This window comes from Arthrobacter sp. StoSoilB5 (assembly GCF_019977235.1).
In the GTDB taxonomy this organism is placed as follows: Bacteria; Actinomycetota; Actinomycetes; order Actinomycetales; family Micrococcaceae; genus Arthrobacter.
Window position 1 is genome coordinate 1,444,276 of the sequence record NZ_AP024646.1, and the last position, 19,621, is coordinate 1,463,896.

Below are 19,621 nucleotides of genomic sequence, written 5' to 3' on the forward strand. Positions count from 1 at the left end.
GATACCTAGGTGACTGAACCGAATTCCGAACCCGCCGCCGTCGTGCCTTTGATGGGCGCCACAGACATCCGACGGTTAGCCGAGGAAATCGGTGTACGCCCAACCAAGACGTTGGGCCAGAACTTTGTCATCGATGGAAATACCATCCGCAGGATTGTCTCGGCAGCCAATATCGACGCCGAGGAAACCGTACTTGAGGTGGGCCCGGGCCTTGGCTCGCTGACGCTCGGGCTGCTGGATGCGGCGAGAACCGTGGTCGCCGTCGAGATTGATCCCGTGCTGGCCAGGAAGCTTCCCGAGACCGTTCGTGCATGGCGTCCCGAAGCTGAAGACAATTTCCACCTGGTCCTCTCGGACGCCATGAAGGTCACGGAGCTGCCAGTACAACCGACAGCACTGGTGGCCAACCTTCCCTACAACGTGGCTGTCCCCGTGGTGCTGCATTTGCTGCAGCACTTCCCGAGCCTGCAGCATGGCCTGGTCATGGTGCAGGACGAGGTCGCAGACCGCCTTGCAGCGACCCCGGGAAGCAAGATCTACGGCGTGCCCTCGGTGAAGGCTGCGTGGTACGGGCACATGCGCAAGGCCGGCGTGATCGGCATGAACGTGTTTTGGCCGGCTCCGAAAATCCATTCAGGGCTCGTTGCCTTTACGCGCCATGACCCTCCCGCCACGCACGCCACCCGCGAGCAAGTGTTTGCCGTGATTGACGCCGCCTTCGCGCAGCGCCGCAAGACACTCCGCGCAGCACTGGCCGGCTGGGCGGGCAGCGCAGCCGAGGCCGAGCGGTGCCTCGTGGCCGCAGGCGTCGATCCCACAGCCCGGGGTGAGGTCCTGGACATCTCTGCTTACGTCCGGATTGCCGAAGCCCGCCACCCAGCGGACGCATGAGTCCGAACACCCGCAAACCCAGCAGCCTGCCATACGTAGGTGATCGTTTCCATGCCAGGACTGTCCGGGTCAAGGCGCCGGGGAAGATCAACGTTTCGCTGAGTGTGGGTCCGTTGCGCCCTGACGGCTATCACTCCGTGGCAAGCGTCTACCTTGCCGTTTCCCTGTATGAGGAGGTGGCGGCCACCAGCACCGAGGCTGAGGGAATTACGGTTAGCATCAGCCCCAACAGCACGCTGGACCTGGACGGCGTCGATATTCCCCTGGACGAACGGAACCTCGCCTACAAGGCAGCAGCCATCATGGCCGAGTTATCCGAGAATCCAACCGGCGTCCATCTGGAAATCACCAAACGCGTGCCCGTCGCCGGAGGCATGGGTGGGGGTTCCGCCGACGCCGCAGCCACGTTGCTTGCGTGCGATGCGCTCTGGAACAGCGGCCTTTCCCGTGAGGAACTCGCCCACCTGGCAGCCGAATTGGGCGCTGACGTGCCGTTCTCGCTGCTGGGCGGGACCGCCGTCGGGCTCGGTGTTGGCGACAAACTGTCGCCCGCGCTGGCGAAGGCCCAAATGGACTGGGTACTGGTATTCGCAGACTACGGACTGTCCACGCCCGACGTTTTCCGTACCCTCGACGGACTCCGCGACTCCGAAGGCGTGGAAGTCCCGGAACCCGTGGACGTGGACCCCACTATCCTCCAAGCGCTCCGCCATGGCGATCCCGAGACACTCAGCAGGGTGTTGATCAACGACCTCCAGCGTGCATCCATCGCGCTGGCCCCACAGCTCCGCGATACCATCGGCTTGGGTGAAGCCCGGGGCGCACTGGCCGGCATGGTGTCCGGCTCCGGACCCACCATCGCACTACTCGCCAGGGACTCGGTGTCCGCCAGTGTCCTCGCTGAAGAGCTGACCCACCGAGGCCACACTGCACTTGCCGTCCACGGCCCCGTGCCCGGTGCCCGGATCATCTCCGATACCCTCCTTTAGTAGCTCCGCATTCCAGCAGTAGAAAGTAGTACCCATTGGCCCACCTGCTTGGCGGCGAAAACCTCACCGTTTCGTTCGCGACCCGCACTGTCCTCGACGGCGTCACCCTCGGTTTGGAGGATGGCGACCGCATCGGCATGGTCGGCCGCAATGGTGACGGAAAATCAACCCTCATGCGGTTGCTCGCCTTGCGCTCGACGCCCGACTCAGGCCGCGTCACCAAACGTGGGGACGTCAACGTCGGCTACCTCGACCAAGGCGACGTGCTCGACGGCGACCTGACAGTTGGCGCTGCGATTGTCGGCGACCGCGCGGACCACGAATGGGCAGCCAACGCAAAGATCCGCGAAGTCATGGGCGGGCTGGTTGGCGATGTTGATTGGCACGCCAACGTCCATGCGCTCTCCGGCGGCCAGAAGCGGCGTGTTGCACTGGCCAAGCTCCTCATCGAAGACCACGACGTCATCATGCTGGACGAACCCACCAACCACCTCGACGTCGAAGGCGTCGCCTGGCTGGCCAAGCACCTCAAGACGCGTTGGCGCGCCAACCAAGGCGCGTTCCTGGTGGTCACCCACGATCGCTGGTTCCTTGATGAAGTCTGCAACTACACCTGGGAAGTCCACGACGCCATGGTGGACATGTTCGACGGCGGATACGCCGCCTACGTTTTGGCGCGGGCAGAGCGCGACCGCATGGCCGCCGTCGTCGAAGGTAAACGCCAGCAGCTCGTCAAAAAGGAACTTGCCTGGCTGAGGCGGGGCGCCCCCGCCCGTACTGCCAAGCCGAAGTTCCGTATCGAAGCTGCCAACGACCTCATCGCCGACGTGCCGGATCCCCGCGACTCCGTAGCCCTCAGCAAGATGGCAACCGCGCGCCTGGGCAAGGACGTGCTGGACCTCGAGAACGTGACCCTTGATTTTATCGACGGGGAGGACGGGCAGAAACTATTCGACAACATCACCCTGCGCCTGGCGCCGGGCGAAAGACTTGGCCTCGTGGGCGTCAACGGAGCCGGCAAGTCCACGCTGCTCAAGCTCCTCAACGGCGAAATCCAGCCCACGTCAGGGAAAGTCAAACGCGGCAAGACCGTGGTCACCGCCGTGCTCACCCAGGATGTGAAGGAACTCGACGACGTCTCGGACTTGCGCGTCATCGAGGTCATTGAGCGCGAAAAACGGTCTTTCAGCGTTGGCGGTAAGGAATTCACGGCTGGACAGCTGGTGGAGCAGCTCGGGTTCACCAAGGAAAAGCAGTGGACACCCGTCAGCGATCTCTCAGGTGGTGAGCGCCGCCGGCTCCAACTCCTTCGTCTGCTGGTGGGGGAGCCCAATGTGCTCATGCTCGACGAGCCCACCAACGACCTCGATACCGATACCCTTGCCGCCGTCGAAGACGTCCTTGACGGCTGGCCCGGAACCCTCGTAGTGGTCAGCCACGACCGCTATCTTCTGGAGCGCGTTACGGACAACCAGATGGCCCTGCTGGGCGACGGCAAACTCCGCGGCTTGCCGGGTGGCGTGGACCAGTACCTTGAACTGCGCGAAGCGGCACTGGCTTCCGGCGCTGTAGGTGGGGGATCCGGCGCACCGACTTCTGCCAACGGATCTTCTTCTTCGGCTGCTGCTCCGTCCGGCGCCAGCGAGGCCGAAAAGCGTGAAGCCCGCAAGGACCTTAACAGGATCGACCGCCAACTGGGCAAACTTGCCCAGCAGGAGGAAAAGCTGCACACCCAAATGGCCGCGAAATCCGAGTCCGGGGACTTCGACGCATTGGGCGAACTCAACGCCAAGCTGCAGGAACTGCTGGACGAGAAAGAGGGCCTGGAGCTTGAATGGCTCGAGGCCGCGGAAATCCTCGGCGAATAGTTGTTGCGTCGCGGCTCGGTGACTGCTCTGCCGCCGGGCTCGGCGGCGAAAGAAGGGCGCGCATCCTCCGCGTTTCAGGTTGCTCTCTCACTTCCAACGGGCTTCTAAGGGTTGCTCTCTCACATCCAACCGGCTTTTAGGCGTTGCTCTCTCACATCCAACCGGCTTTTAGGCGTTGCTCTCTCATTTCCACGGCGTGATATCCGAGGCTCCCGCATTGACAGGCCACATCCCGGCGCGACTGGGGTATGACGTCGCCACCCCGCTTTTTTGTTGCTGGCCAGCGACGGAATAGCGGGCCATCGACGTGGCCAGGGCTGTTATGCGGTGCGTTGAGCCTGTTCCCAATCAGAGACGTGGCTTGTAGCCTCGGCAAATGTCTGAGGTCGAGGCCCAAGAGGTTGCAGCCCAGGATGTCCCGCGGGGGCTTTCGCTTTCAGTTTGTCCTGTGGTCGACCTGGACTGCCCTGCAGATGGTGATCGTAGGCACTAGGCTCGTCCTTCGAGGTACGTGGGATGCCGTGGACTACGTGTCCCTCACAGCAATGATCCTCGGCCTAACGTTCCTCAGCTTCCTTTTGCACATTCGTCGTAAAGACGGCCATTTCCGGAATGGGGAAGAGGCAAAGCGCGCGACGTTTAAGGGTGTCATGTGAGTGAGGGTTGGCTGAGACGGGCCGGGATGTGAGAGAGCGTCAGGCAGGAGGCGTTCGGATGTGAGAGAGCGTCGGGCAAGGGCGTTCGGATGTGAGAGAGCGTCGGCTAAGAAGCGTTCGGATGTGAGGGAGCGTCAGGCGTCGGATCGCAGCTCTGGTTCTTTCTGCAGGCCTGTGAGTCCGTTCCAGGCCAGGTTCACCAGGTGCGCGGCTACTACGCGCTTGTCCGGCTCACGGCTGTCCAGCCACCATTGGCCTGTCATGGCCACCATTCCAACGAGCATCTGCGCGTACATGGCACCGTCTGCGGCACTGAATCCGCGGCGGGCGAATTCATCGGAGAGCAGGTGTTCCACGCGGGCAGTGACGTGGGACAGCAGCGTGGAGAAGGCGCCCTCGGGTTGGGAGGGCGGGGCATCGCGCATGAGGATTCGGAACCCGTCAGTGCGGTCTTCGATGTAGCCAAGGAGTGCCAATGCCGCACGTTCGACCAGGACGCGGGGTTTGGCATCGGTGCTCAATGCCTCGGTGATTGAGTCCAGGAGGATCCGGAATTCGGTCTCGACAACCTGCCGGTAGAGGCCTTCCTTGGATCCGAAATGCTCGTAGATAACTGGTTTGGAAACGCCCGCCGAGGCGGCGATTTCCTCGATCGTGGTGCCGTCCAGGCCTTTGGCCGCGAAGAGTGCCCGGCCAATGCCGATGAGCTGGGAGCGGCGCTGGTGTCCCGTCATCCTCAACCGCACGGGGCGGTCTGCCAGAGGCTCGAAGGCGGCTGCGGGCCGGGGAAGTTCAGTGCGCTTGCTCACGTGTCCATCATGCCCTAAGCCGCCCCGCGGCTGGTCGGAAAGGGCCGTAACAGGGCATCCGGAGACCCGTCGCAGCGGGTCAAGTCGCGAACCATGCAAAGGTCATGGCAAACTAGATTCTTGTGTGTGCATCCCGGTGATCCGGGAAACCGTCAGGCCCTGCCGCCTGGGGGTGCCAGCATGCACGGTCCGCTCTGGTGTAATGGCAGCACCCCGGCCTTTGGAGCCGTGGAGTATAGGTTCGAATCCTATGGGCGGAACGGTCGGAAAATGCGCTCCACTCTGTACCTGGAACAGCTCGAACGGTGCCTGGGTCCATAGTTGGGATGGCAGCATTCCGAAGCCGGGTCACCCGGGATAAAACCGAGCAAGGAGAGCCAGTACGTGAGCCCCGAAACCACCGGTCCCGCAGCAGTCATCGTCTTGGCTGCAGGTGCCGGGACGCGAATGAAGTCGCGGACTCCCAAGATTCTCCATGAAATCGGCGGCCTCTCCATGGTGGGCCACGCCCTCCTCGCCGCCCGCTCCATCAAACCCCTGAAGCTTGCCCTTGTTGTCCGGCACGAACGCGACCGCGTGGCAGAACACGTGTCCGCGCTGGACCCCGAAGCCCTGATTGTCGACCAGGACGAGATCCCGGGCACAGGACGCGCGGTGGAGGTTGCCCTCAAGGCACTTGACGCCGAAGCGGAACTCACCGGAACTGTTGTGGTCACCTACGGGGACGTGCCCTTGCTGACCGGCGAATTGCTGGGCGAGCTCGTGGCCACCCATGAAGCCCAGCGCAACGCAGTGACGGTGCTAACCGCGGTATTGGACGACGCCGCGGGCTACGGCCGCATCCTGCGTGCCGAGGACGGCACTGTTACCGGCATTCGCGAGCACAAGGACGCAAGCGAAGCTGAGCACACCATCCTCGAGGTCAACTCCGGCATCTACGCCTTCGACGCCGCCGTGCTCCGCACCGCGCTGGCCAAGGTCACCACTGACAACGCACAGGGCGAGATGTACCTCACTGACGTCCTGGGCTTGGCGCGCGACGCCGGTGGCCGGGTTGCCGCCGTCGTGACCCAAGACCGCTGGCAGGTTGAGGGCGCCAACGACCGCATCCAGCTTTCCGCGCTCGGCGCCGAGCTTAATCGCCGCATCGTCGAGTCCTGGATGCGGGCGGGCGTCACTGTAGTGGATCCGTCCACCACATGGGTCGACTCCACCGTGAGGCTCGATGAAGACGTCCGCTTGCTGCCCAACACGCAACTGCACGGTTCCACCACTGTGGCGAGGGACGCCGTCGTGGGTCCTGACACAACACTGACCGACGTCAACGTGGGCGAAGGCGCCAAGGTGACCCGCACTCATGGCTCGGGTTCCACCATCGGAGCCGGTGCAAGCGTTGGACCGTTCACGTACCTCCGCCCGGGAACGGTGCTGGGGGAAACCGGCAAGATCGGTGCCTTCTACGAAACCAAGAATGTGACCATCGGCCGCGGTTCCAAGTTGTCCCACCTCGGGTACGCGGGTGACGCTGAAATTGGCGAGGACACCAACATCGGCTGTGGCAACATCACTGCCAATTACGACGGCGAGAAGAAGCACCGCACGGTGATCGGCTCGGGTGTGCGGACTGGTTCAAACACCGTTTTTGTAGCTCCCGTGACAGTCGGTGATGGCGCTTACAGCGGCGCCGGTGCCGTCATCCGCAATGATGTCCCCCCAGGAGCCCTGGCCGTTAGCTTGGCCGCCCAGCGAAACTCCGAAGGCTGGGTGCTGGCCAACCGCCCCGGCACCGCCTCAGCGAAGCTGGCCCAAGCCGCGCAGGAATCCCTGCTGACCCCCGCCTCCACATCCTCACAATCTCCAGCAACCACAGAAGAGGGCAAATAGGCATGAGCGAAATTACCGCACACGGCGAGAAGAAATTGATTCTCGCCGCCGGAAGGGCACATCCGGAGTTGGCGCAGGAAATCGCGAAGGAGCTGGAGACCGAGCTCCTGCCCATCGACGCCTATGACTTCGCCAACGGGGAGATCTACGTCCGTTCCGCTGAGAGTGTCCGCGGCACCGATGCCTTCGTCATCCAGGCACACCCGGCACCGCTGAACAACTGGCTCATGGAGCAGTTGATCATGATCGACTCCCTCAAGCGCGCCTCTGCCAAGAGGATCACGGTTGTTTCGCCGTTCTACCCCTACTCGCGCCAGGACAAGAAGGGCCGCGGCCGCGAGCCCATCTCCGCCCGTCTGGTAGCGGACCTGTACAAGACCGCCGGCGCGGACCGCATCATGTCCGTGGACCTGCACACTTCCCAGATCCAGGGCTTCTTTGACGGCCCGGTTGACCACCTGATGGCCATCCCGCTGCTTGCGGACTACATCCGCACCAAGGTGGAGGCGGACAACATCACTGTTGTTTCGCCGGACACCGGCCGCGTCCGCGTCGCCGAGCAGTGGGCGGAACGCCTGGGCGGTGCCCCGCTGGCATTTGTTCACAAGAGCCGCGACCTTACCGTTCCCAACCAGGCGGTGTCCAAGACCGTTGTTGGCCAGGTTGAAGGCCGCACCTGCGTGCTCATCGACGACATGATCGATACCGGTGGAACCATCTCCGGCGCCGTCCAGGTCCTGAAGAACGCCGGTGCCAAGGACGTCATCATCGCCTGCACCCACGCCGTTTTCTCGGATCCGGCAGCGCAGCGCCTGGCCGAATCCGGCGCACGCGAAGTGGTTGTCACCAACACCCTGCCCATCCCGGCCGAGAAGCGCTTCCCGCAGCTCACGGTGTTGTCGATCGCACCTTTGATCGCGCGCGCCATTCGTGAAGTGTTCGACGACGGTTCGGTCACCAGCCTCTTCGACGGCAAGGCCTGACGCCGGACTACTGACAAGACGGGCCATCCGCAGCCTCCGGGCGTGCGGGTGGCCCGTTTTCAGTTATGGCGGTATCCACTGGTAAACTCTTGGGGATACCTTGGCGAGGGAGAGCACATCCGGTGCGCGTTTTGAACCGGAATTGCGGGTCTCCGTTATCGACTGGGTCTGCATCTCCTTCGACACAGGCGGGCTTGCTGCTGGGCAGCAACGATCGCCGGGCGTAGAAGGTCCACAGACCTCCGCCCTTGCTGATCGACTTGTCCGGAGTTTCCCGGACGCCACAGTAATCAAGGAGTACACATGTCTGAGCAGAAGCTCACCGCAGAACTGCGCACCGAATTCGGCAAGGGTTTTGCCCGCCGTGCACGCATGGCCGGCCAGATCCCTGCCGTCATCTACGGTCACGGCGCAGAGCCGATCCACATCAACCTGCCTGGCCGCGCCACCACGCTGGCTGTCCGCGTTTCCAACGCCCTGCTGGCAATCGACGTCGACGGCGAGCAGCACCTGACGCTCGTCAAGGACATCCAGCGCGACCCGGTTAAGCAGATCATCGAGCACGTTGACCTCCAGACCGTCCAGGCTGGCGAGAAGGTTACCGTCGACATCGCCATCCACGTTTCCGGTGAAGTTGTTCCGGGTGCTGTTGCCAGCCTCGAAGCCACCACGGTTTCCCTTGAGGCCGAGGCAACCCACGTTCCCACCGCCGTCGAGGTTGACATCGAAGGCCGCAAGGCTGGCGAGAACATCCACGCATCGGACCTGGTCCTGCCGAAGGGTTCCACCCTGCTCACCGAAGGTGACACCCTGGTGGTCCGCATCTCCGAGACCGCTGCTGAAGCCGAAGAAGAAACCACCGCAGCAGCGGCTGAGTAGTCTTTTGACTATGTGAGGCAAACGCCTTTTGAGTGGCCGGGTACCCCTTGGGTCCCGGCCACTTTCTTCTTCTGTCCCACGCATCCGCGATGTCGACCCCCGGGCCACAGAGATTCCCTGACCCTGTTCGCCTGACCTGATTCCCTGACCCGATTCCCTAGGATGAGACCATGACTGACACCTGGCTGATAGTTGGCCTCGGCAACCCCGGCAGTGAGTACAGCAACAACCGGCACAACGTGGGCCAGATGGTGCTGGACGAGTTGGCCTCGCGCGTGGGCGGCAAGTTCAAGACCCATAAAGCGAGGGCGCAGGTGGTGGAGGGCCGGCTGGGAATTGGCGGCCCCCGCGTAGTGCTGGCCAAGCCGATGACTTACATGAACGTCTCCGGTGGTCCAGTGGCGGGCTTGAGTAAATTCTTCGACATTGCGCCGGATCACGTGATTGCCGTCCACGATGAGATTGATATCCCGTTCAACACGGTCAAACTCAAGATAGGTGGCGGCGAGGGGGGCCATAACGGCCTCCGCGATATCTCCAAGGCGCTGGCAACAAAGGACTATCTGCGCGTCCGCGTAGGGGTGGGCCGGCCTCCTGGCCGTATGGATACCGCGGACTTTGTCCTCCGGGATTTTGCGACGGCGGAGAAGAAGGAACTGCCATTTCTGCTGGACGAGGCGGCCGACGCCGTCGAACTGCTCATGAATGAGGGGCTGTTGGCGGCCCAGCAAAAGCATCATGCCGCAAGAGCTTGAGCAAATCTTGAGGAAAGCCTGAGGAAAGCCTGAGGATTCGAGGCGCCCTTAGCCCTACAAACTGTCGGCGCCCGGCGGTAGTGTGCATGGTACGCAGGTAAGCGGTGGGGGACTGTCGCGGATGTGTAGCGAAGGATGCGAATGTCGGCGGAGTTGCTAAACAGAGGCGGTGGAGGCGCAGCAAAGGCTGCGGCTCCGGACCTTGTGGGCGGTCCATCCGATCGGCAGACATGGTCCTTGCTGGCCAGGAGCCAGGATCTTTCCCGTGCTACCAAGCACCTTGAGTCGCCTGATTCGTACGGTGTGGTGCTCACTGGCGAACGGGGCATCGGCAAATCGGGCTTGGCCCGGGCGGTAGTTTCCTCGCTTGGCCCCAAGATTCACAGCCTGCAATTGCGCAACACGGTTGCCAACGGCCAAACTCCCTATGGTTGCCTCGGATTCCTCTTGGCGAGGCTGCCGTCCGAGGCCGTCAGTTCGCCCACGGGCATTCTGCACGCGATTACTTCCCTGATCCGGGCTGAAGCCGCAGGCCGCGAGACTGTTTTCATCGTTGACAATGCCGGCGGCATGGATCCCATGAGCACTGGCGTACTGCTGAACCTGATGGCCACTGGCACGGCAAAGGTCATTGCAACCGTTCAACGTTCCAGCGACCTCCCGGCCGATTTTCACCGGCTGGTCCTTGAGGAGCAACTGGGCGAAGTCCACCTCAACACGCTCAGTGAAGAACAGACGAAGCAAGTTCTCGGTTCAGTACTGGGGCACTACGTCTCATCGACGCTCGTGGGTTCACTCCACTCCGCAGTCGGCGGGAATCCGATGCTCCTGCATGCGCTATTGGACGAGCAACGCCATTCCGGCAATCTCGTCCTCAACGATTCCGTTTGGACGCTCAGGGACCGTATCAAGCTTGAAGGCGCCACGGTTGTGGAGGACTTTGTCCGTTCCAGGCTCGCGCGCGAACCGCAGGCCAACCGGACCGTCGTTGAGATCCTGGCCTGCGCGCAGCGCGCAACACTCGTGGACCTTGCCGCCATCTTCGGCACGGAAGTGCTTGTAGAGATGGAGGAATCCGGGCTGCTTAGCGTAGACCGGGCCGGGGAGCACTGGGTTTCCCTCCGCGACGCATACGTGGGTGAGGTTGTCCGGGGTTGGCTGAGTACCCGGCGCCGGCGAGAGCTGCGGTTAATGCTTCTTGGACCCAAAGAGCCGGAGTTGGGTGGGTTGGCTCCACAGGACCTGCTGAGCTACGCCGCGTGGATGCATGCGTGCGAGGATGAGCCCCCACCATCGCCCGCGCACGCCCTCGCAGCCGGACGGGCTGCGCTGGATGATTACGATCCCAACTTCGCCATCCAGTGCACACTCTCACTGGACCCGAAGGACGCCGAATGGGTGCCGGGGCAGCGCCTGAAGTCAGCGGCCTACCTCATGTTGGACCTGCCCCTGCACGCGGCCCAGGCTTTGGATGAAGTGTCCGAGGCGCACATAGCCGCCTTGGACCCTGTGGAGTTTGCTGAAGTAACAGCGGCGAAGTGCCAGGCGATGACGTGGATTGACGGCCGCTCGGCAATGGTGCCCGGAGTGATCGCCGCCGGGAGTGAAACCCTGGAAGCCATGGTTTCGAACCCGGAGAAATACCCGCCGGAGACCATAATGAGGGCCCGGAACCGGCTCCTCCTTTGCAACTATGAATACCAGACGTACATGGGCGAGTACGCCGACGTAATCGATGACTTGGAAGGTGAACTGGCCAAGGACCCGGCCGAGGACCGTGAACACTGGCTCAAGTCCGCCTTTTGCCTCATTGAAGCCCGCTGCATCATGGGCCGGGAACTGGAAGCGCAGCAACTGGCACGCACCGTGTCCCGGCAGCTGGGGAACAATGACAGGCCAGCGCAGTTGGAGGAGTCTTTCGCGCGGCATGCTTTCCAGGTGCTGCTGCTGTCCGGACAATGGCGCAAATGCATCGAGCTCATGCGGCGCGCACCCTCCACACCTTCCCGCCTCCAGTACCGGGGTGCTATCACCGAACTGGGCGTGGGCCTGTCCTATGCTTACGCTGGAAAGCCCTCTTGCGCGATCGAGCCGTTGCGTTCCGCCGTCGCCCAGCTTGAGCTCCGCCCGGCCATGAACATGGTCAAGGTTGCCTACGCTGCTACCGCCTTTGCCTATGCCCAGCTGGGGAACTCGCTGGAAGCCGGACGGTACCTTGACCTGTACCGGACATGCCGGGGTGCTGGAAACTATTTCTCCGAGTCCGTTGCCGAGTTTTGCGCCGAAATGGCAGGCCGCTGGATGGGGGACCCGGAAGTCAAACAGCGGCTTCTGGCCAGGGTCCATCAGGACATTGCCAAACGACGCTTCACAACCGCCGGCATCTGCCTCTTCGGCGCCACCGTGGAGGGCACGGATGCAGAGTACAAATTGCTGGAAGAGATTGCCGGAAACCGCCAAGGCCCATTGGCTGGGATTTCCCGTGATCTTGCTCGGGGATCATTGAGCAGGAGTTCCCGCTCTCTTTTGGCTGCCGCCGATGCCGCGGCTGCACTGGATTTGTTGGTTGTCGAAGCCAGGTGTGTGGCCATGGCCTTGGACTTTGCGCGGGATGCCGGTGAAACCACCGCGGCCAGGACCGCGCAGCTTAGGCTTGAGCGTCTGGAACAATCGGTCTCGGCGTTGCCGATCCAACCACGGAGCGACGCGCCGGTGTTGACCGAGCGCGAACGGCAAATTGCCAAACTGGCTGGAAAGGGTGTCAGCAATCGTGAAATCGCTATGGATATTGGGGTGTCTGTGCGGACCGTTGAGGGACACCTATATCAAGTATTTACCAAGCTCGGCGTCTCATCGCGAGGCGAGCTCAATGGCCTCCTGTGAGTCGAGGAGTGTAGTTTCCGTCCACCGGGTGCGTGCCCATGCAGGCTGAGTACCTTGTTGGCAGGGAAGCCGAGTTGGACCTTGCGACTGAAATATTGAGGCAGGAGGGCGCTGGCGCCGTACTGCTCCTTGCCGATCCCGGCATCGGTAAAACGGCCATGGCAGCGGAGATCGCCGCCCGTTTAGCCAACGAAATGGTGGTGATGCGGATCCATGGAAGTCCCGCGCTGTCCACTGTTCCTTTCGGTGTCCTGGCACCCTATCTCCTGGACCTGCCCGTGGAACAGGCCACTTCGCCCGTGGCTATCCTCCGCGAATTTTGGTCCCAGTTCGAAAAACGGCGTGGAAGCGAAGGCGCCCGGCTCCTGCTGGTAGTGGACGACGCCCATGACCTGGACGAGGCCAGCACCCAGATTCTGGCCGAGTTGGTGACGGCCGGCTGGGCGCGGCTGGTGGCCACCAGCAGGCCAAGGCCCGGGCTACCCCCTGCCCTCCTTCAGCTGTGGTACGACGGCCTGGCGGAGCGGCTGGAACTCCATCCCCTCGAAAAAGAAACAGTTACTGAGTTGGCCGCGAAAACCTTGGGCGGGGCGGTCATGGCCAGCACGGCAGAAGTTTTGCATTCTGTTTCTGAAGGCAACCCCCTGTTGCTCCGTTGCCTCCTGGAGGATTCGAAGGCTGACGGGAACCTCGTGCGTCGAAATGGCGTGTGGTTCCTGACGAGGGCCCTCTCAGGCACTGGCGAGGGCCTCTCCGAAGTGGTACGGAACAGGGTACTGCGAACCAGCGAGGCCGAACGGGAGGCCATGTACGTGATTGCCTTGTCCGAACCCGTCCCGGCCGCTGTGCTGGACGCGCTTGTTGGCAGGGATACGCTCCGGTCCCTGATGGACAACAGGCTCGTGATCTCCAGCAACGGCGCTGGCAGCCCCCTGAAAATGTGGCACCCGATGTACGGCGAGGCCCTTCGCCATATTGTTTCGCCCGCCCGCAGCCTCCAGATCCGCCAGCGTATGGTGCAGCATCTGCCCGCGGAGCCATCCACAGCGGAGGGCCTGCTCCGAATGGTGAGCTGGGCGCTGGACTGTGGTGCCGACGTCGACGACGAACAGCTGCTGCGGGCGGCGTTCCTCGCCGCAAAACTGCTCCAGAATCCGCTTGCCTTGGCGGCGGCCGCCAAGGTCCGTTCGGAAGCGCTGCGTCCACGTGCCCGTGCCGTCATGGCAATGGTCAAATACAACGACGGCGACTACCGCAGTGCCGTGCAGTTGCTCGAGGAAGATGCCGGGTTCCTGGACGCGGACCCGTCGGGGCCCCTGGGTGCAGGACTGTTGTGGGGCGCTGCCCGGTCAGCGATGGGGGACAGCTCAGGTGAGATCCTGGCTGATGCGCATTCTGCCGCCGACGCCCTGGTGGCTGGCCGCGCGGCCGAGGATCCTGCGGTCCAGCAAATCAGACGCCATGCAGCAGCCTTGGAATTGGCGGCGTTGGCCCATGACGGCCGCTATGGGGAACTTCGCGGGGGACTGGGCGCGTTCCAGGTCGGTCTTGGCCCGGACGAGCCTGATTTCGTCATGAACCAGCTCTTCCTATTGGCCATGCAGTGCGAACTCCTGATGGTCGAAGGGCAGGCCGTGCAGGCCTTGGAGATGGGCCGCGAAGCCCTGGTGTTGCTGGATGAACACAACGACGACCTCCTGTACTTCACCGATTTCATCCTGGTCCGCTATGCCTTGGCCGCGCTGGAATCGGGGGATTGGGCGGCTGCCGAGACCGCACTGAACCGATATGCCGCGAGTTCTGCCATGGGGCTCATTACGTTCGGCGGAGACGTGCAGGCCCTCAAAGGACTGTCCTTGCTCAGGCAGGGACGTTTGGAACAGGCCGGTGCGCTGCTGATTCCCGCGGTGGAGGCCCTCCGTGTGAAGGACCCGCAGAGGCTGCGCCGCCTGGGTAACGCGCTGGCGTTTTATGCGGCTGCGAGATCCGGAAACAACGAGCTCGCCCAGCGATTGTCCGCGGACCTGGGCGTCCCTGCCGCTGGCGGCGCCTATGTAGAAGCGCTGGCTGAACTCTTTACCCTGGCCGCCAAGGAGCATTTGAACAGGGGAACAGGCCTGGAGAAGCTGCGGAGCCTGCCCGATTCCACGCATCTGCATCAACTGCCGGGCGTCCTGCTCCAGAACCTGGTCCTCAGGGCAGAGCTGGGAGACCTGCAGGCAATGGAAGCCATCCAGGAAACTGCGTCTTCGATGGCTGGGGCGTGGGCCAGCGGCTGGCACATGCTGGCGACTGCCCAGATGGGCGGCGCCGGCGATGCGTTCGTTAACGCCGGCAACCTGTTGGCGGCCGGGGGCATGCCCGGGCCGGCGGCGGCCGCCTTCGACAAAGCCGCCATCGCCTTCGATGCCGAGGGTAAACGGCCGGAGGCACGGCAGGCGGCCGTGTTGCGGGACGTCAGCGAGGCCAGTCTGGGCGACGCGCAGCTTCACGATCCCCATACCGAGGTGGACCGTTCCGTGCCCTTGACCCGGCGGGAGCAGGATATTGTGGCGCTGGCCGTTTCCGGACTCACTGACCGGCAGATCGCCGAGAAACTTATGGTCTCCGTCCGAACTGTGGAGGGCCACTTGTATCGCAGTTATGCGAAGCTGGGCATCCGCCGGCGCGAAGATCTCGGAGCTGCTGTCCGCAATTGACGGCAGAGCCGATTGAGTAGCCCTCGAGGCCCCCAAGCACCACTTGTGTGCGGTAGCGCACCGATTACCACCAATCAATGGAGTAACCCGCGTCCCATCCCGGCCGGGACCAAGTAGTGCCCCATCAGGGGACTGAGTACAACAGAGTATCGGGGCCCAAAAACCGCCCTACTAATCGAGTACCGATTACTGGTGTTCTGATTTCTGCCACGCGGTTAACTGATCTTGGAAGGACGGTAAGCCCCAAGCATCCCCGGAATTCCAAATCGAAATACCGCATCGGTGGTCTCTTTGAGCCGGTGCTCCGGCCGCCGAGAGGCGGTCCGGCCCTGTACGAAGCCGGCGGCGACAGAGTCTTCTGAGACCGAGACTCTCCCCCCAGCCGTCGCCGGCTTCTAGGCCAGGGATCCCGCAAAATCGCGGAAGCCGAAACCCTCCCGGACCAAGGGACTGCTGCTATTGGAGTGCGCATGTTGCCGGACCCCTGGCTGGACGAAGAGACTGTCACAGTCGGGCTGAGACCATCAACATTCCCGGACCGGAAGCAGATCCTGGATCTGATCCTTTCGGCAGTACCCTCTCCTTCCACCAACGGCATAGTCGTGATCGGAGACAGGGGATCGGGAAAGAGCCACCTGTTGCTCTCCGTCAAAGCAGGGCTCCCGGACTCTCTGGACGTCCGGACATTCGCCGGAAAACCGGAACTCCAAACAACCGTCTATGGTGCGTTGAGCGCGGCAGTGGAGCCTGCCGGCGAACAAACTGCGCTCCCGGGACTTCACGTCCTCCGGGCGCTGACACGGAGCCTCGGTCCCGCGGAATACCTGTACACACCACCACTGGCACGGCGTCGAAGCAAGCGGCACCCTGAACCAAAGCGGCCCCCACTGGTCCTCCTCGTGGATGACATCCACTACGTCGACCCTGCGTCCCTGGCGGTCTTGCTCCAGCTGATGCCGGGATTCGGCGCCACCCTGGTAGCTACGGCCGACAGTCGCCGCCCCCTTCCGCCAGACCTGTACCAGTTGTGGGAAGACGGCTTCCTAGAGCAGTACTTCCTGGCTCCCTTCACGTTCAGTGAGGCTCAGGCTTTGTGCGAGGACGTACTGGGCGGAAAGGTCCAACGGCGTGCCAGCAGCCTTCTGGCGGCGATGTGCGGGTTCAACGTGGGACTCCTTTGCCTTGCAATCCAGGATGCACGCAACGCCCACCTCCTGGTAGAGCGCGACGGTTACTGGACCATCGATGTTCGGGCGCACTGCCAATGGCCTGGGGTGGTTGACCACGTCCGGGCCGACGTCTCACACCACGCTGCCGAGGAACTTAAGGCGTTGGAGGTCATCGCGCTCGCCGAGCCTCTGGCACTGGACGTTGTGGAACACAGTTTCGGCCAAAAGGCCGTGGAACACCTTCTCGCCTCTCACCACATCAGGGTGCTTCCGGGCCGTCCGCCGCTTGTCCGGACGAGTTCGTGGCTCTGGGGCGAGGGCATCCGGCTATCCGTTCCCCACGTGCGGAGCACGGCGCTGCGGCTCGGCGTGGAGGAGCCCGGACTCACCCCGGATTCGGCCCCCGCTATGCTGCGGTGGATGACGTGGACCCTCGATTGCGGGCTCAGCCTCTCGGACGAACTCATCCTTGCCGCCGCTCCGGCCGCCGACAGGCCGTCGACCGCTGAGCTGGCCATCAGGGCTTCGGTGGGCGTCAAGGGTCCCGGCCACCGGGATCAAGCCAGGATGCTCCGTGCCAGGGCGCTCATTGCCGGGGGCAAGCTCAAAGAGGCCACACCGGAGCTGCGGGAGCTGGTTGGCCCAGGATCACAGCCCGAGGTGCAGGCCGACGCTGCACGCCGCTTGATGGCCCTGAGCCTTCTGGGTGCGGCGACCGCCATGCCGGTAAGGCCCGACGGCGGAGCTGACGAGCCGGAGGAACCGTCGGATCCAGCGGCGCGGGTCATGTGGAATGTCCACCAAGCCGAACAACTCCTTCTTTCCGGAGATGCGCCCAAAGCGCTGGGGAAGTCTGGCGCTGCCATGGCCGCCATCAACTCAGATCCTGCACTGGAGATGTTCCGGCCGGGCGTCCTGCTCCGCCACGTGGTCTGCCTGCGGCACAATCTGTCGTGGAGCCAGGTGGACTCGCTCCTGGATTGCCCCTGGGCCTACGCAGTGCCGGCGCACCTGGCTTGGTGCCTGGATGTAGCGCGGGGGTATGCGCAGCTCAGCCAGGGGCTCCCGCGGGCTGCGTTGCGAACGCTGGAACCTGTAGTAGCTGAACTGCACGACGCCGGCCTGGCGCCGGTTCTGCGGCTGGCATCGGCGCTGCTGGCGTACTCAGAGGCGCAGTGTGGTGATTTGGAGCAGGCCATGGCCAGAGTGGAGCAGAGTCAAGCAGCCCACGCAGGCCTCACGGACGAGGGCCTTTTGCCCCAGCTAAGCGCCCTGTTCGTGGCGGCGGCGCAGGACAGGGTTTCGGGCAAGCCTGGCCACTTGTTTTCGGTGGCTGAGGTGTTCCATGACAGGCAAAGTCCTTTGATGGAGGCTGAGGCATTGGCACTCATGACGCTCAACGCAAGCACTTCCGCCGTCGACGACCTCGTGGTGCAGCGCCGCCTTGGCGAGCTTGCCGCCTCGATGCAGGGGGCTGGCGCGGCGGCGATGGGAACCTTCGCATCCGCTTTGCTGGGTAACGACCCCAAGTCGCTTGAGTCCGCTGGCAAGAGCCTCTCCGGAGAGCGGCAATTCGCGCAGGCTGCCCTCTGTTACGCCCGTGCGGCCAGCGGCTACGAAGAACGGACCCGGAGCGCGGCGAGCCGCCGCGCGTCGACCCTCATGGAGCGGTTGCACAGCGCCTTCGATAGCGACGTTGCTCCGCCGCTGGGATGGCTGCCCGGTACTGCAGGCCACTGACGTGCTGTACGGCACATCTCCAGGGACGTCGCACCGTGGGATAATTGAGTGTCCCTGAAGGATTTCCAAGGAGCGCCCCTTGACAGTCGTATCAACTCCCGCCTCACTGCAGCAGTCCGTGCCCGCCATGGACAACGCGGAGGTGTTGCGGATCCGGAACGACTTCCCCGTCCTGGACCAACTGGTCAACGGCAAGCCGCTGATCTATCTAGATTCCGGCGCGACCTCGCAGAACCCCTTGAGCGTGATCGAGGCCGAGCAGGAGTTCTACGAACAACGCAACGCCGCCGTGCACCGTGGCGCCCACCAACTCGCGGTGAGCGCGACTGAGGTCTTTGAGGACGCACGCCAGACTGTCGCGGACTTCATTGGCGCGCAGTACGAGGAAACCGTGTGGACCTCCAACGCCACAGAGGGTCTCAACCTCATCAGCTATGCACTGTCCAACGCCGCTTTGTGGGCTGCGCAGGGCCGTGGCAGCTCAGCGTTGAAGGAGCTGGCCATTGGTCCGGGCGACGAAATCGTGGTCACGGAGATGGAGCACCACGCCAACCTGATCCCATGGCAGGAGCTCGCTTTCCGGACCGGCGCCACGCTCAAGTACATTCCCATTACGGACGACGGCTCGCTCCGGCTCGATGCCGCGGCAGACATTGTGGGGGAGCGGACCCGCCTGCTGGCTTTCACCCATGCCTCCAACGTCCTGGGCACCATCAATCCGGTACCGGACCTTGTGGCCCTGGCCCGGCGCGTGGGTGCCTTGGTGGTCCTTGATGCCTGCCAGTCGGTGCCTCACATGCCCATTGACGTCAAGGACCTGGACGTGGACTTCGCGGTGTTCTCGGGCCACAAGATGCTGGCCCCCACTGGCGTCGGCGTCCTGTACGGCAAGCAGGAACTCCTGGACGTCCTGCCGCCGTTCCTTACAGGCGGCTCCATGATCACTACGGTCACTATGGAACGGGCCGAATACTTGCCGGCTCCGCAACGCTTCGAAGCCGGAACCCAGCGCATCTCCCAGGCGGTTGCTTTGGCCACCGCCATCAACTATCTGTCCGAAACGGGGATCGACCGCATCCATGCCTGGGAAACCACGCTTGGCCAGCGCCTGGTCAAGGGCCTTGAAGGCATCGACGGTATCCGCGTCGTGGGTCCTGCCTCCGGCGCGGAACGGATCGGACTGGCCGCCTTCGACGTCGCCGGTGTCCACGCCCACGACGTCGGGCAGTTCCTTGACGATCGCGGCATCGCCGTTCGTGTTGGCCACCATTGCGCCCAGCCGCTGCACCGCCGTTTGGGGCTGACCGCTACTACGCGCGCAAGTACGTACCTTTACAACACCACGGATGACGTCGATGCATTCCTTGACGCCGTGTCTGGCGTTCGGGCCTATTTCCAGGCCTGACCCCTGCTGCT

The 19,621-nt window shown here is 63.3% G+C and carries 12 protein-coding genes and 1 tRNA gene; 12 read left to right on the top strand and 1 reads right to left on the bottom strand.

Going from position 1 to position 19,621, the window contains the following annotated elements; translation table 11 throughout:
- Positions 1–9 precede the first annotated feature (9 nt).
- From rsmA to LDN75_RS06680, 3 genes are read left to right on the top strand one after another with little or no spacing between them, the layout of a single operon-like run.
- Positions 10–891, top strand: a complete 882-nt coding sequence (gene rsmA / locus LDN75_RS06670; RefSeq protein WP_223936362.1) for a 16S rRNA (adenine(1518)-N(6)/adenine(1519)-N(6))-dimethyltransferase RsmA — start codon at positions 10–12, stop codon at positions 889–891.
- The gene (locus LDN75_RS06675; protein ID WP_223936363.1) at positions 888–1,880 is read left to right on the top strand and encodes a 4-(cytidine 5'-diphospho)-2-C-methyl-D-erythritol kinase; all 993 of its coding nucleotides are present in this window, start codon (positions 888–890) and stop codon (positions 1,878–1,880) included. Before rsmA ends, LDN75_RS06675 begins: the two co-directional genes overlap by 4 nt.
- A gap of 35 nt (positions 1,881–1,915) precedes the next feature.
- Entirely contained in the window at positions 1,916–3,748 is a 1,833-nt protein-coding gene (locus tag LDN75_RS06680; protein WP_223936364.1) for an ABC-F family ATP-binding cassette domain-containing protein, read from the top strand.
- A 790-nt stretch (positions 3,749–4,538) separates the two neighbouring features.
- Here the strand turns inward: LDN75_RS06680 and LDN75_RS06685 are convergent.
- Positions 4,539–5,165 carry a TetR/AcrR family transcriptional regulator gene (locus LDN75_RS06685; RefSeq protein WP_346347174.1) on the bottom strand — a complete coding sequence of 209 codons (627 nt, stop codon included), beginning with the start codon at positions 5,163–5,165 and terminating at the stop codon, positions 4,539–4,541.
- 236 nt (positions 5,166–5,401) lie between these two features.
- On the opposite strand from LDN75_RS06685, the gene LDN75_RS06690 reads away from it, so the two are divergent.
- From LDN75_RS06690 to LDN75_RS06730, 9 genes are all read left to right on the top strand, one after another.
- Positions 5,402–5,473: transfer RNA gene (locus LDN75_RS06690), tRNA-Gln, on the top strand.
- Between the two features lie 124 nt (positions 5,474–5,597).
- On the top strand, positions 5,598–7,097 hold the full coding sequence (gene glmU, locus LDN75_RS06695; RefSeq protein WP_223936365.1) for a bifunctional UDP-N-acetylglucosamine diphosphorylase/glucosamine-1-phosphate N-acetyltransferase GlmU: 1,500 nt from the start codon (positions 5,598–5,600) through the stop codon (positions 7,095–7,097).
- 2 nt (positions 7,098–7,099) lie between these two features.
- Positions 7,100–8,080 (top strand): ribose-phosphate diphosphokinase, encoded by a 981-nt coding sequence (locus tag LDN75_RS06700; RefSeq protein ID WP_223936366.1) that lies wholly within the window; start codon positions 7,100–7,102, stop codon positions 8,078–8,080.
- Between the two features lie 303 nt (positions 8,081–8,383).
- Positions 8,384–8,959, top strand: coding sequence for a 50S ribosomal protein L25/general stress protein Ctc (locus tag LDN75_RS06705; RefSeq protein ID WP_223936367.1), 576 nt, complete (start codon positions 8,384–8,386; stop codon positions 8,957–8,959).
- Positions 8,960–9,129: 170 nt separating this feature from the next.
- Positions 9,130–9,714 carry an aminoacyl-tRNA hydrolase gene (gene pth / locus LDN75_RS06710; protein ID WP_223936368.1) on the top strand — a complete coding sequence of 195 codons (585 nt, stop codon included), beginning with the start codon at positions 9,130–9,132 and terminating at the stop codon, positions 9,712–9,714.
- Between the two features lie 141 nt (positions 9,715–9,855).
- The gene (locus LDN75_RS06715; protein ID WP_223936369.1) at positions 9,856–12,597 is read left to right on the top strand and encodes a LuxR C-terminal-related transcriptional regulator; all 2,742 of its coding nucleotides are present in this window, start codon (positions 9,856–9,858) and stop codon (positions 12,595–12,597) included.
- Between the two features lie 38 nt (positions 12,598–12,635).
- Complete coding sequence (locus LDN75_RS06720; protein ID WP_223936370.1) at positions 12,636–15,296, top strand: LuxR family transcriptional regulator; 2,661 nt, start codon at positions 12,636–12,638, stop codon at positions 15,294–15,296.
- A gap of 470 nt (positions 15,297–15,766) precedes the next feature.
- Positions 15,767–18,205 carry an ATP-binding protein gene (locus tag LDN75_RS06725; RefSeq protein WP_223936371.1) on the top strand — a complete coding sequence of 813 codons (2,439 nt, stop codon included), beginning with the start codon at positions 15,767–15,769 and terminating at the stop codon, positions 18,203–18,205.
- 79 nt (positions 18,206–18,284) lie between these two features.
- Complete coding sequence (locus LDN75_RS06730) at positions 18,285–19,610, top strand: cysteine desulfurase (protein ID WP_223936372.1); 1,326 nt, start codon at positions 18,285–18,287, stop codon at positions 19,608–19,610.
- The last annotated feature ends 11 nt before the right edge of the window (positions 19,611–19,621 follow it).